The sequence below is a fragment of the Alistipes communis genome, assembly GCF_006542665.1.
GTDB lineage: Bacteria > Bacteroidota > Bacteroidia > Bacteroidales > Rikenellaceae > Alistipes > Alistipes communis.
On sequence record NZ_AP019735.1, the window covers coordinates 2558132 to 2572259 of the forward strand.

A 14128-nucleotide genomic window follows, 5' to 3' on the forward strand; every position below is an offset into this window, starting at 1 on the left:
TATGAAACGGACATACAGCTTTTTGCCGGCGGCGGCCCTGCTTCTCGCGGCGGCCTGCTCGCCTTCGCAGCCCGCTGCGGAGAGCGATTTCACCCGCTTCGTGGACCCGAAGATCGGCACGGGCGGCCACGGCCACGTCTTCGTCGGGGCGAACGTGCCGTTCGGCTTGGTGCAGGTCGGCCCCACGAGCATTCCGCAGGAATGGGACTGGGTTTCGGGGTACCACCGGTCGGATTCGACGGTGATCGGCTTCTCGCACACGCACCTCTCGGGCACGGGGATCGGCGACCTGTTCGACGTCACGGTGATGCCCGTCGTGGGCGAGGTGACCTATGCCCGCGGCACGGAGGACGATCCGTCGTCGGGACTCTGGTCTTATGCCGACCGCACGCGGGAGATCGCCCGGCCGGGTTACTACTCGGTTCCGCTGATGCGCTACGGCGTCACGGCCGAGATGACGGCCACGGCGCGTGTGGGACTGCACCGCTACACCTTCCCGGCGTCGGATGCCGCGGCCGTGGTCTTCGACTTGGAAAACGGCGGCTGCTGGGACGAGGCGACCGATACGGGCTTCCGCTTCTCGGACGACAGCACGCGCATCAGCGGATGGCGCTACTCGACGGGCTGGGCCAAAGACCAGCGGGTCTATTTCGCGGCGGAGTTCTCGAAACCTTTTGCAAAGTTCGAAACCGTCGGGGACAAATACGCCCGTGCGTCGTTCTCGACGACCGACGGCGAGCAGCTGCTCGTGAAGGTGGCCCTGTCGCCCGTGAGCGTCGAGGGCGCCGAGGCGAACCTCGCCGCGGAGCTTCCCGAATGGGATTTCGAGGCGACCGCGGCGGCGGCCGACAAGGCGTGGAACGACGAGCTGTCGAAGGTGAAGATCGCGACGGAGGACGAGACGGCGAAGCGGATTTTCTACACTGCGCTGTACCACACGATGGTGGCTCCCTCCGTGTTCTGCGACGTGAACGGCGATTACCGTGGGTCGGATTATGAAATCCACCGTGCACCCGGCTTCACGAACTACACGACCTTCTCGCTGTGGGACACCTACCGCGCCGCGATGCCGCTGATGACGATCCTGCATCCGGAGCGGATGCCCGACATCGTGCGGACGATGCTGGCTATCGCCGACGAACAGGGGCGCCTGCCGGTATGGCACCTGTGGGGCAACGAGACAGACTGCATGGTGGGCAATCCGGGTATTCCCGTCGTGGCGGACGCCATCGTGAAGGGCATCGAAGGATTCGACAGGGAGAAAGCTTTCGAAGCGATCAAAAAGACGGCCATGAACCCCGATCGGGGCAACGGCCTGCGGATGAAGTACGGTTACATCCCGTGCGACCTGTTCAACGAGGCGGTGGCCTACGACATGGAGTACGCCCTGGCCGACGGCGCCGCGGCGCGTGCCGCTGAGGCGCTGGGCCGGACGGAGGAGGCGAACTACTTCACGGAACGCAGCCACTCTTACCGCAACTGCTTCGATCCGGCGACGCGCTTCATGCGGGGCCGCGACTCGAAGGGAGGCTGGCGCACGCCGTTCAACCCCTTCGCCTCGACGCACCGTGCCGACGACTACTGCGAGGGAAACGCCTGGCAGTACACGTGGCTCGTGCCGCACGACGTCGAGGGGCTCGTCGGGTGTTTCGGCGGCCGCGAGGAGATGCTCGGAAAGCTCGATTCGCTCTTCACGGTAAGTTCCGTTGTCGAGGGCGCCGAGACTTCGCCCGACATTTCGGGCCTTATCGGCCAGTACGCCCACGGCAACGAGCCGAGCCACCACGTGTTGTACCTCTATACGATGCTGGGGCAGCCGTGGAAGACGGCCGACAAGGTGCGCGAGGTGCTCACGACGCTCTACCGCGCCGAACCCGACGGCCTTTCGGGCAACGAGGACGTGGGGCAGATGTCTGCATGGTACGTCCTCTCGTCGCTGGGCATGTACGAGGTCGAACCCGCCGGCGGACGCTACTGGTTCGGCGTACCGCTCTTTGACCGGGCAGAAATCGACGTCCCGAACGGCACCTTTGCAATCGAGGCGCGGAACCTCACCCCCGAAAACCGCTACATCCAGCGCGTATGGCTCAACGGCGAGCCCTACACGAAGGGTTGGATCGCCCATGCCGACATCATGCAGGGCGGCGAGCTGGTCTTCGAGATGGGCGCCGAACCCAAGGTGTGGTACTGTCCGGACGAGCCGGAAACCTATGCCGACCAGCGCCCGGCCGAAGAGAAGCGGCTTTTCAGATCGGAAGCCGTGGAGCAGGAGATCGCGCGCGTGTGCGGTCTTCTGACCAACGAGCGGTTGCGGTGGATGTTCGCCAACTGCTTCCCCAACACGCTCGACACCACGGTACACTACGGCGAGGACGCCGCGGGAAATCCCGACACGTACGTCTACACGGGCGATATTGCGGCGATGTGGCTGCGCGATTCGGGAGCTCAGGTGTGGCCCTACGTGCAGCTGTGCGGTAAGGACGCGCAGTTGCAGCGGATGATCGCGGGGGTTATCCGCCGCCAACTGAAACTCATCAATATCGATCCCTACGCCAACGCCTTCAACGTCGCGCCGACGGGCGTACACAACGAGACGGATTTCCCCGAGGCCGATCCGATGGTCTTCGAGCGCAAATGGGAGATCGACTCCCACTGCTATCCCATCCGCCTGGCGCACCACTACTGGAAGACGACGGGCGATGCGTCGGTTTTCGACGCCGTGTGGGTCGATGCCATGCGGGCCGTTCTCCGCACGCTGCGCGAACAGCAGATGAAGGAGGGGCCCGGGGACTATATCTTCCTGCGCACGACCGACCGGCAGCTCGACACGCGCTGCAATGTGGGTCGCGGCAATCCGGTGAAATCCGTGGGGCTGATCGCCTCGGCGTTCCGGCCCTCGGACGATGCCACGACCTTCGGGTTCCTCGTACCTTCGAACTTCATGGCCGTCACGTCGCTGCGCAAAGCAGCCGAAATTCTGGCGACCGTAAACAATGAGAAGGAGCTCGCCGCGGAGTGTACGGCACTGGCCGACGAAGTGGCTGCGGCGCTGCAAAAATACGCCGTTGTCGAACATCCGGAGTTCGGGAAGATCTATGCTTTCGAGGTCGACGGTTTCGGCGGACGACAGCTGATGGACGACGCCAACGTACCGTCGCTGCTGGCGATGCCCTATCTGGGCGACGTGGAGCGCACGGACCCGATCTATGAAAACACCCGCCGCTTCGTGTGGAGCGACGGCAATCCTTACTTCTGGCGCGGTGCGGCGGGCGAGGGCATCGGAGGCCCCCATATCGGCGTGGAGATGATCTGGCCCATGAGCATCATGATGCGGGCCTTCACCTCCACCGACGACGAGGAAATCCGCGACTGCATCGTCTCGCTGATGACCACCGATGCCGGTACGGGCTTCATGCACGAGTCCTTCTCGCGCCACGACGCTGCGGATTACACCCGCGCGTGGTTCGCATGGCAGAACACGCTGTTCGGGGAGCTGATACTCAAACTCGTGAACGAAGGTAAAGCAGATTTGTTAAATTCCATCCGATAATGAAGAAATACGCATTCATCGTGCTGGCGGCCCTCGCTGCTGCCTGCGGTCATGTTCCTTACGACACCGGAACCGCGATTCGCCCCTCGGAATACGTCTCGACGCTGGTCGGCACCCAGTCGGACTATGTGCTCTCGACGGGCAATACCTATCCGGCGGTGGCTTTGCCGTGGGGAATGAATTTCTGGACGCCCCAGACGGGCCCGATGGGCGACGGGTGGGTCTACACCTACGGAGCGCATACCATCCGGGGCTTCAAACAGACCCACCAGCCCTCGCCGTGGATCAACGACTACGGGCAGTTTTCGCTGATGCCCGTGCGGGGCCGGGACAAACTCGGCGAGGAGTCGCGTCAGAGCTGGTTCTCGCACCAGTCGGAGACGGCGAAGCCCTACTATTACTCGGTCTACTTGGCCGACCACGACATCGTGGCCGAAATGACCCCGACGGAGCGCGCCGCCGTGATGCGCTTCACGTTCCCCGAATCGACGGAATCGGGCGTAGTCATCGACGCCTTCGACCTCGGCTCGCGCGTGGAGATCGTCGACGCGCAGACCGTTGCCGGCTATACGACACGTAACAGCGGCGGCGTGCCCGAGAATTTCCGCAACTGGTTCGTCATCCGCTTCGACAAGCCCTTCGCGGCCGTCGAGCTGACCGATGCCCCCGCCTCCTACGAGGCGGGTAGCCGAGAGCTCTATCCCGAAGGCGGCAAAGCGGTCGAAGGTGACCACGCCGTGGCTAAGGTACACTTTTCGACGGTGCGTGGCGAGCAGGTGACGGCCCGCGTGGCCTCGTCGTTCATCTCCGCGGAGCAGGCCCTGCGAAACCTCGAAACGGAGCTGGGAACGGATGATTTCGAAACGGTGAAGGCCCGGGCACAGGAACGCTGGGACGAGGTGCTGGGACGTATCGAAGTCACGGGAGGAACTACGGATCAGTACCGCACGTTTTACTCGTGCCTCTACCGTTCGACGCTTTTCCCGCGCAAATTCTACGAGATCGACGCTGCGGGCAAACCTGTGCATTACAGCCCCTACAACGGCGAGGTGCTGCCTGGCTATATGTATACCGACACGGGATTCTGGGACACGTTCCGGAGCCTGTTTCCGTTGCTGAACCTCGTCTATCCGTCGGTCAACGCCGAGATTCAGGCCGGGCTGGCCAATGCCTACCGCGAGAGCGGCTTCCTGCCCGAATGGGCTTCGCCGGGACACCGCGGATGCATGGTCGGAAACAACTCCGCATCCGTAGTCGCGGATGCAATACTCAAAGGCGTGACACCCGAAGAGGATGTAGCAACCCTCTACGGGGCGATGCTCGCGGGACGCGACAAAGTCCATCCTACTGTAAGCTCCACGGGACGCCTCGGGCACGAATACTATAACACGCTGGGCTATGTACCCTACGATGCAGGCATCGACGAGAATGTCGCACGAACGCTCGAATATGCCTACGACGACTGGTGTATCGCGCAGGTGGCGAAAAAGCTGGGCCGGACCGAAGATGCGGAGCGGCTGGAAAAGGCCTCGCAGAACTACAAAAACCTCTTCGATCCTGAAACCAAGTTGATGCGCGGCCGCAATGCCGACGGGACGTTCCAGTCGCCGTTCAGCCCCTACAAGTGGGGCGACGCATATACGGAGGGTAACGCCTGGCACTACACATGGTCGGTTTTCCACGACGTCGAAGGGCTCGCCGAGCTGATGGGCGGCGGGAAGGAGTTCTCGAAGATGTTGGATTCGGTATTCGTCGTCCCGCCGATCTACGATGACAGCTACTACGGCGTGCGCATCCACGAGATCACCGAAATGCAGGTGGCCAACATGGGCAACTACGCGCACGGCAACCAACCTGCGCAGCACATGATCTACCTCTACGATTATGTCGGACAACCCTGGAAGGCGCAGTATTGGGTACGAGAAGTTATGGACCGGCTCTACTCCGCCAAGCCCGACGGATACTGCGGCGACGAGGACAACGGACAGACCTCGGCCTGGTACGTGTTCTCGGCCCTCGGGTTCTATCCCGTCTGTCCCGCATCGGACGAATATGCGGTGGGTTCGCCGCTCTTCAAAAAAGCGCTCATCCACCTCGAAAACGGCGAGACCGTGGAGATCGAAGCTCCCGGGAACGGCCCCGAGAACCGTTATGTCGGAAAGATGACACTCGACGGAAAGACTCTCGAACGAACTTTCCTGAAATACGGCGAGCTGCTGAACGGAGCGAAGATCGCTTTCGAGATGCGGCCGGAACCGAACGACAGCCGCGGCACGAAAGCCGAAGACGCTCCCTATTCGATGAGCGATAGGGAATAAGGTCTTCAAAAGTCATATTCTTTTTCCGAGCCGGCCGTCCTGCCGAAGGACGGCTGGCTTTTTATAAACCGGACGTCGATTACAATAAGCTGTGGGTATGCAGTACATTCCCACCGGAAGAGAACGGTTGCATTTTCCGGATATGTTTTCTGCATTTGCAGTGGTATACTGAAAACACGGAACGTGTAAGTTTATTCTCGGTGTTCGATCGGGAAAATTCAACGGGAGAAGAGAATAAGCCGACATCTTCTCGCGTCGTATCCATCCGTGAATATGAGCGCGGGCTGTTGTTTGTTTTATCCCGAGACTGTTCCGGATACCAGTGCTTAAAATAAGCTTTCGGCGCCATCGCTTCTCTGTCTTTTTTCGGGCCGTCGGGGTATGGACGGAACTTTTTCGAAGCCTATGGAAAAATTGGTTTTGTCGGCGTGCATCGTGCTGTGTGCAGGGAGTGTGTCGGCGCGGAATGCAGGGATCTATTGCTTCTTCGCCGACGGAGCGAACCCCGTCTATGAGGTCGAAAATCTCAGGATCGCCATCGGTGTCGACGGCGGAAATCCTTGTCGGGTGGTGGCGAACAAGTTCTGTGACCGGACGTCGGACGCCTCCGATTTCATGGGAATCGGTTTCAGGTCTTGGAAGTTTGCCCGAGGGGCGGCCTTCTTCAAGTAGAAGAAAATTTTGAATGTACTTTTCGTAGGTAACCGATTGGGTTGTAAAACTACTGACTCCGCTGTTTGTCTTACTGGATCTTTATATTTAGTAAGAGAATTACGGACAAATCGTTGCCTGTCGGGATCGGAGGTTTTCAGGTTCAGCTACCTGTTCCGGAACCGGTTTTAGGCTGTTTTCAGCCATACCCTGAAAAAGAAAAATCCTGCAAGTATTTGTCTTGCAGGATTTGTCGTTTTGTTGCCGCCTGTCGGCTCCGAACTTGGCGGAGAGGAGGGGTTATGAACCTAATTCTCCGAAATGTCCTGTAATCAGATACTTGCTATATTTTTCTCGTGTCAGGTAACGATTTAGATACTGAGCTATGGATTGCTGTCCGAAACTATCTGTTAAGAACCTGCTAACGACACAAATATACGTATTTTGCTGTGGATATGCAGATTCCGAGAACTTGTTTTTCAAAGATTATGCTTTTTTGTCGTATAATAATTAATTGTATTTGGCTGGTGAAGCCTTCTATTCTTTAATTGAAGATTGTATTCGGTGGCGTAATAGCACACTTTAATAAATAAAAGAATATAATTATTCATTACGTATTCGTCGTTTTATTTCTCTTATAAAAGCAGCTTGTTCTTCAGGTTTGCTGGTGCGTATTTCTTCAGTCAGCCATGCTAATATAGATTGTTGTTCCGCATTGAATTTTTTCATATTGTCTTCGACTTTATTAAGCCTGAATAATTCACAAATGGTAATTGTCTCACTTCCTTTAGATGACAGTGCTATATATACGGATTTATTATCAATTTGTATGTGTTGTGGATATGAATCGTAGTGCGCATGAATTATTTTAAATGCGTTGCCTGAACGCGGATAATTTTTAATAGGCTTATTAAGCACATTTTTTGTTCCTTTCTTTGTATTGCATCCAGGGCAACTTAATGCAAGGTTTTTACAACAGAATGTAAATTTTGAGAATGTCGATTTCGGAACAATATGTTCAATCTCTACATCTTTAATGTCAAATCCCAACTCGTGTTTACAATAGCAGCATTTATTGTCTTGTTCTTTCCTCAAATGCAGTACAATGTTCTTTTTTAGTTGATCAAATATTTTTTTATTCCAATCCGTGTGGGTTGAAAATTCCTTTTTTATTAAAGAAGTTTCTTGGGAAGTTAACTGATATGCATTGTTTATATAATCGCTCATCGTAAGGTCGTATTTATAATGATTTCGGCAATACTTTTTAAAGGATCGTTGTCTTTCATTAACGGAAAATATTCTTCAATTTGGCGTCTGACTGCATTTAATTCAGAATTTGGTCTACTGTGATCAGCCAACAATTCCAACCCTTTTGATAAAACCTGGGATAGATAATAATTTCTTGAAGTAGGGAGCCCAAATACATTCAGTAAGATATCTTCTGCGCTCCAACCGAATGTAGACTCATTGATAATTTCTGATATGATATTCTTCTTTCTATTTTGTAATGTAATCACCGTAGATCGGTCGGGAGGAAGATCTGTGACTAACAGATGGGAATGGGAGGCTATAATAATATGACAACCATGAAAATGTTTAAAAATGTTATTCAATAATTCAATGTATTTAGCCTGCCAGATTGGATGTAAGCTAATTTCCGGTTCGTCGATTAAAACCATACAATTATCCTCTAATAGCGGAAGTAAAGCTAACAAAGTTGATAAAATGTTGGCTTCTCCGGAACTTGCTTCTCCAAAACTGAACTCGAATCCTCCTTTTTTATATACTTTGACTTCATAGGATCTGACAATATTCAACTTACGTAAGATATTTAATATCCTATACTCGGCTATATTATTGTTATATTGTTGTTTATCTTCTGTGTATCTTTTGGTATTCTTTGCAGAAAAGTTGATTAAAATTTCTCTGTATCCATCAGGGGAAAATTCTGTATTATTGAAAAAATCGGCCAATTCCTGTCCGTAAAGATCTATGAGTTGTGTCTTTGTCTCATCAACCTCATTAATTTGACCTGTTATAGACATTGGCGTACGAGTGTTTGTGAAAAGAAACTCTTTAGAGATGTGTTTGCTTTGTTTAAATAAATAGGGAATTCGATATTGAAGTTTTAAAATCGGTTCAAAATCCAGGTAATCGAATACATGTCTGTAATAACCTGAAATTTCCGATTCTGAGTAATACTCGAAAAAAATATCCAACGCTCTGTTTATAGAGGTCTTATTCGAGAAAAAATTATTTCTGCTTCTAGGACCTAAATAAATGTATCTTGAATCTTTGTATAAATTTCTAATAAAATCATCCGCTCTGTTGTATCGTTCATATACAGATCGGTATTTTTAAAAACTGCTATCTAACGGGAAATGATCAGATAAACTATTGGTTAAGGCAATTACTTTGTTGGGAACAGTGTTAAAATTAGCTTTACTACCAAAAAGTTTTGTTGAATTTTTATCTTTATAAATTTGTTTAAACAGTTTCGCAATGCTACAAAGCAGTCTACTCTTCCCCGTTCCATTATTACCAATAATTAATGAGAAGTAATTTGAATATTCATTTTGCCGACCACCACTGTGTCTGGGAGAGATCAGGGTTACATTATCTGTTGTAATGTTGTTTTCGTTAATACGTACAGAATATAGTCGAAAAGGAGCCATGTTACTTAATTAATATAATGAAATAAATTGGTCTGCTAAATGTAGAATAATTTTGTGAAATCACAAAAAAAGATGTATATAATATTTTGTGAGTTGTGATAGTTACCGCTTTTATTATGTAGAAAATAATTAATCTATCTTACCTCTGTTCTTGTTGTAAATAATTATCTTTGTAGAGTGAAAATTGACTTATTATATAATCAAGACAATGGATCTCCCACTTCTTTCGCAGATTGGGAGCACAATATTAATGTTACAGTTTCGAATGGATCAAAGTAAAAGCATAGGAAAAATATAGTTTAACAATTTCTTTGATATATATAATTGATTATGTAATAGTTGTATAGTCAATTTTAAGTTTTTTTGAAGGTTTTTCAAATGAAGGTATTTTGAGGTAAAGTTAGAAGCCATTGAAAGGGTATTCACATCAAAAGATTCATTATTAGGAAAGTATCGAATATTGAACGGTAATAGTGATTGGTATATAGGCTTGGTAAGAATAATCCGCCTGTTGTTTCCTATGGCAGTGTTTGCATTTATAGCGTTGTTTCCCGTTCTCTTGATAGCCATTTTTGATACAAATTCCCTCGCAAAATTTGCAAGTTATTTTTTCGTGCCCTAATCTGATACATGAAGGTTCTTATTTGGAACCCTCGGCCGATTTTCAGCCGATTTGTGGGCGCAAAAATACAAAAGACGACCCGAAAGTCGTCTTCTTTTTATGTTTTTCTTTAAGTCCGTGTAATGATTTTCAGTTAGTTGCAATCTTATGCCCTAATCTGATACATTACCAAACTTGGCGGAGAGGACGAGATTCGAACTCGTGGTGCCGGTTGCCCAGCACGTCGGTTTAGCAAACCGGTGGTTTCAGCCACTCACCCACCTCTCCGATTCTGTGGATGCGTGCCGCTGACTTTCAGCAAACGCGGAGCAAAAGTAAGTCAAAAATGCGGAATTACCAAATAAAATCGGTTTCTTTTTCTTCTGAGGGATTTTTTTGCATTCCGTTTCGCGGTCGAACCGCCAGAAGAAAGGACGACAGGATACCGTGTGCGGACCGGTACGGGGCGTCCTGCGCCGGTCTGCGACTGTATGGGCCGGTCAGGGCATCCACTCGACGATGCCCGTGAGCGGGTGTGTACGCCGCCACTCGGCGAAGGCGTCGTAGGTGCGCACGCCGTCGCGCAGCACGGCCACGTAGTATTCGATGCCGGCGATCTTCACGTCGTCGGGCGTGTCGTATTTGAGTTGCAGGATGGCGCGCCGCGTCACGGGTGTCAGCGCGGCGGCGATCCGGTCGGCCACACGTTCGAAATAACCGTCGTAGCGTGAACCCCGCACGATGTGGATCATGTCGAGCTGCCACTCGTCGCCGTCGCGATCGCGGTACGTCGCGTGCCATTCGACGCACGCCTCGTCGGTTGCGAGCAGGTTGCGGCACTCGATGCGACCCACGGCCGGATCGGCTGCCAGCTGCGCCATTGCCGCGAAGCTCTCTTCCAGGCGCAGCGGCGACGAATAGATGTGGAAGTCGATGTCGCGGTGCTTCATCAGCAGGCCCGACCGCAGCGATCCGACCTGTCGCACCTCGGCGCCGACCGACCGCCATATCTCCGCGAGCCGCGAGTCGCGGATGACCTCTTCCGCCCGCAACCGGTTGCGGCGGGCGATCCGTTCGATGGTATCCATAATGTTTCGGGATGATTTCGAGACGCAAAGATACGCAAGTTTTCCGGTTCCGCCGTATCCTCCGGTGCGATTTTGCGTGCGGGTGCCCGTTTTTCGCGCCATGCGGGACATTCCGTCCGTGCCGCTGCGATTTTTGCCGTCCGGCGGCGCGGCGTTGTACGTTCTGCATTTTTTTTGTACATTTGCATGATATTTCCACAGGTATGTCAGAACAGGATAACATCATAAAAGAGATAGAAGGCCGGGAGTACAAGTACGGTTTCACCTCCGACATCGAGACCGAGACGATTCCGCGCGGCCTGAGCGAGGAGGTCGTGCGCCTGATCTCGGCCAAGAAGGGCGAACCGGAGTGGATGACCGAGTCGCGCCTGCGGGCCTACCGCCACTGGCTCAAGATGGAGCCGCCGACGTGGGCGCACCTCCGCATTCCGGAGATCGATTTCCAGGACATCATCTATTACGCTGCGCCCAGGGTGCGTCCCAAACTGGGCTCCATGGACGAGGTCGACCCCGAACTCAAACGCACGTTCGACAAGCTGGGCATCCCCTTGGAGGAGCAGATGCAGCTGGCGGGCGTGGCCGTCGATGCCGTCATGGACTCCGTGTCGGTCAAGACCACTTTCAAGGAGACGCTCTCCGAGAAGGGAATCATCTTCTGTTCGATCTCGGAGGCGATCCGCGACTACCCCGATCTCATCAAGAAATACCTGGGCAGCGTGGTGCCCTGCACCGACAACTACTATGCGGCGCTCAACGCGGCGGTCTTCTCCGACGGATCGTTCTGCTACATTCCCAAAGGGGTGCGCTGTCCGATGGAGCTGTCTACCTACTTCCGCATCAACGCCGAGGGTACGGGACAGTTCGAACGCACGCTCATCGTCGCCGACGAAGGGGCCTACGTGAGTTATCTGGAAGGGTGTACCGCCCCGCGGCGCGACGAGAACCAGTTGCACGCCGCCGTGGTGGAGATCGTCGTCGAGCGCGACGCCGAGGTGAAATACTCGACCGTCCAGAACTGGTATCCGGGCGACAAGGAGGGGCGCGGCGGCATCTACAACTTCGTCACCAAGCGCGGACTGTGCCGCCAGAACGCCCGCCTGTCGTGGACGCAGGTCGAGACCGGCTCGGCGATTACGTGGAAATATCCCAGCTGCGTGCTGCTGGGCGACAATTCGGTGGGGGAGTTCTATTCGGTGGCGATGACCAACCATTTCCAGCAGGCCGACACCGGTACCAAGATGATCCATATCGGCCGCAACACCCGCAGCCGGATCGTTTCGAAAGGTATTTCGGCCGGCCGGAGCGAGAACTCCTACCGCGGGCTGGTCAAGGTGGCGCGCAGCGCGGAGGGGGCGCGCAACTATTCGCAGTGCGACTCGCTGCTGATCGGCTCCGCATGCGGGGCGCATACCTTTCCCGAGATCGCGTGCAGCAACCGTACGGCGATCGTTGAGCACGAGGCCACGACTTCGAAGATCTCCGACGAACAGCTTTTCTATTGCAACCAGCGCGGCCTGTCGACCGAGGACGCCGTGGGACTGATCGTGAACGGATTCGCCAAAGAGGTGATGGCCAAGCTGCCGATGGAATTCGCTGTCGAGGCACAGAAATTATTATCTATCAGCCTTGAAGGTTCGGTAGGTTAAAGTAGAATTTAAACAGACGAAATATGCTTTCCGTAAAGAATTTACACGCTTCGGTCGACGACAAGGAGATCCTGCGGGGCATCGACCTCGACGTGAAGGCCGGCGAGGTACATGCGATCATGGGGCCCAACGGTTCGGGCAAGAGCACGCTGGCGTCGGTGCTGGCCGGAAACGAGAAGTTCACCGTGACGGCAGGATCGGTGACTTTTCAGGGGCACGACCTGCTGGCGATGTCGATCGAGGATCGGGCGCGGCTGGGGTTGTTCCTCGGCTTCCAGTATCCGGTCGAGATTCCCGGCGTGTCGATGGCCAATTTTATGAAGATGGCCGTTCAGGAACAACGTAAATATCGTGGTGAAGAGCCTCTTACGGCCTCTCAATTCCTGCGCTTGATGAAGGAGAAGAGCGCCGTCGTGGAGCTCGATCCGAAGCTGATGTCGCGCTCGGTGAACGAAGGTTTTTCGGGCGGCGAGAAGAAGAAGAACGAGATCTTCCAGATGGCGGTGCTCGCGCCGAAGCTGGCCATTCTCGACGAGACCGATTCGGGGCTGGACATCGATGCACTGCGCATCGTCGCCACGGGTGTGACGAAGCTCCGCACGTCCGAAAACGCTACGGTGGTCATCACGCACTACCAGCGTCTGCTGGACTATATCGTTCCCGACTACGTGCATGTGCTCTACAAGGGGCGCATCATCCATTCGGGCGACAAGTCGCTGGCGCTCAAACTCGAAAAGGAGGGCTACGACTGGCTTATCAACGATTACAGGGAGGCGTGATGGAGCGGTTGGATTGGATCGGAGGCGAGGGGTTCGAGGCGTTGCGCGGCCAACGCGCTGCGCTGGTCGACGGACCGGTCTATACGTTGCTCGACCCGACGGAATATGCCGTCGCGGTGGGTAAGGGCGATCGGGCACGGTTGGTCATCGTCCACACGAAACCTGAGTCGGCGATATTGAGCATCGATGTAGGTGAGAATGCGAAACTTTCTGTCGTCGAGATGTTTATTGATGAGGCTTTCGTCGAATGCTCGATCCGTCAACAAGGCGGAAGCCTCTGCGAGGTGACGATGGCCGAGCTGACGAGTGCCAACGTGAGTTACCGCATCGATCTCGACGGTGCGTTCGCCCGCAGCGAACTGGACGGTCTGTTTCTGGCTGCGGACAAGGAGCATTGCGAGGTCGGCGTGCGGGTCAGTCACAACGTACCCGATTGCAGCAGCCGTTCGCTCGTCAAGGGCGTTGCGGGCGGCGAGGCGACCGGCGCCTTTCAAGGTTTGGTCTACGTGGCGCCCGGCGCGCAGCGTACCGACGCGCAGCAGACGAGCCGCAACGTCGAACTCTCGACCGGCGCGCGCATCGTCGCCAAGCCCCAGTTGGAGATCTATGCCGACGACGTGAAGTGTACGCACGGCGCCACGGTGGGGCAGATGGACGACGAGGCGATCCTCTACATGCGGCAGCGCGGCCTGAGCGAACAACAGGCACGGCGGTTGCAGATGGAGGGATTCGTCGCGGCGATCGCGGCGCATTGTGCCGTCGAACCGCTTTGCGAGGAACTTTATCGGAGGATCGTGGCGAAACTCGAACGGATGTAGGA

The 14128-nt window shown here is 54.3% G+C and carries 11 protein-coding genes and 1 tRNA gene; 6 read left to right on the forward strand and 6 right to left on the reverse strand.

Features of this window, described 5'->3' with window-relative positions:
- Position 1: 1 nt before the first annotated feature.
- The 3 genes from FMF02_RS10390 (at position 2) to FMF02_RS10400 (ending at position 6540) form a co-directional block, all read left to right on the forward strand.
- On the forward strand, positions 2-3550 hold the full coding sequence (locus FMF02_RS10390; protein ID WP_141413093.1) for a GH92 family glycosyl hydrolase: 3549 nt from the start codon (positions 2-4) through the stop codon (positions 3548-3550).
- Complete coding sequence (locus tag FMF02_RS10395; protein WP_141413094.1) at positions 3550-5868, forward strand: GH92 family glycosyl hydrolase; 2319 nt, start codon at positions 3550-3552, stop codon at positions 5866-5868. The genes FMF02_RS10390 and FMF02_RS10395 overlap by 1 nt, the downstream gene beginning before the upstream one ends.
- A 405-nt stretch (positions 5869-6273) precedes the next feature.
- A complete protein-coding gene (locus FMF02_RS10400; RefSeq protein ID WP_141413095.1) occupies positions 6274-6540 on the forward strand; it encodes a hypothetical protein in 267 nt (88 codons plus the stop codon).
- Between the two features lie 582 nt (positions 6541-7122).
- On the opposite strand, the gene FMF02_RS10405 is transcribed toward FMF02_RS10400, so the two are convergent.
- The 6 genes from FMF02_RS10405 to FMF02_RS10425 form a co-directional block, all read right to left on the reverse strand.
- Positions 7123-7746: an HNH endonuclease gene (locus FMF02_RS10405; protein ID WP_141413096.1), complete on the reverse strand. Its 624-nt coding sequence runs from the start codon at positions 7744-7746 to the stop codon at positions 7123-7125.
- The gene (locus FMF02_RS10410; RefSeq protein ID WP_141413097.1) at positions 7743-8738 is read right to left on the reverse strand and encodes an AAA family ATPase; all 996 of its coding nucleotides are present in this window, start codon (positions 8736-8738) and stop codon (positions 7743-7745) included. Before FMF02_RS10410 ends, FMF02_RS10405 begins: the two co-directional genes overlap by 4 nt.
- Before the next feature lie 138 nt (positions 8739-8876).
- Positions 8877-9194 (reverse strand): hypothetical protein, encoded by a 318-nt coding sequence (locus FMF02_RS10415; protein WP_141413098.1) that lies wholly within the window; start codon positions 9192-9194, stop codon positions 8877-8879.
- A 442-nt stretch (positions 9195-9636) separates the two neighbouring features.
- A complete protein-coding gene (locus FMF02_RS14075) occupies positions 9637-9822 on the reverse strand; it encodes an IS1/IS1595 family N-terminal zinc-binding domain-containing protein (RefSeq protein ID WP_418390865.1) in 186 nt (61 codons plus the stop codon).
- A gap of 169 nt (positions 9823-9991) precedes the next feature.
- Positions 9992-10083: transfer RNA gene (locus FMF02_RS10420), tRNA-Ser, on the reverse strand.
- Positions 10084-10295: 212 nt separating this feature from the next.
- A complete protein-coding gene (locus FMF02_RS10425) occupies positions 10296-10883 on the reverse strand; it encodes a hypothetical protein (RefSeq protein ID WP_019129855.1) in 588 nt (195 codons plus the stop codon).
- Between the two features lie 203 nt (positions 10884-11086).
- Here FMF02_RS10425 and sufB point away from each other — a divergent pair, with 203 nt between their 5' ends.
- Genes sufB through FMF02_RS10440 form a run of 3 tightly spaced genes read left to right on the forward strand, consistent with a single transcriptional unit; the run spans position 11087 to position 14126 of the window.
- Positions 11087-12529 carry a Fe-S cluster assembly protein SufB gene (sufB, locus tag FMF02_RS10430; protein WP_019129854.1) on the forward strand — a complete coding sequence of 481 codons (1443 nt, stop codon included), beginning with the start codon at positions 11087-11089 and terminating at the stop codon, positions 12527-12529.
- A gap of 23 nt (positions 12530-12552) precedes the next feature.
- On the forward strand, positions 12553-13308 hold the full coding sequence (gene sufC, locus FMF02_RS10435; RefSeq protein ID WP_141413099.1) for a Fe-S cluster assembly ATPase SufC: 756 nt from the start codon (positions 12553-12555) through the stop codon (positions 13306-13308).
- Positions 13308-14126 (forward strand): SufD family Fe-S cluster assembly protein, encoded by an 819-nt coding sequence (locus FMF02_RS10440; RefSeq protein ID WP_141413100.1) that lies wholly within the window; start codon positions 13308-13310, stop codon positions 14124-14126. The genes sufC and FMF02_RS10440 overlap by 1 nt, the downstream gene beginning before the upstream one ends.
- The last annotated feature ends 2 nt before the right edge of the window (positions 14127-14128 follow it).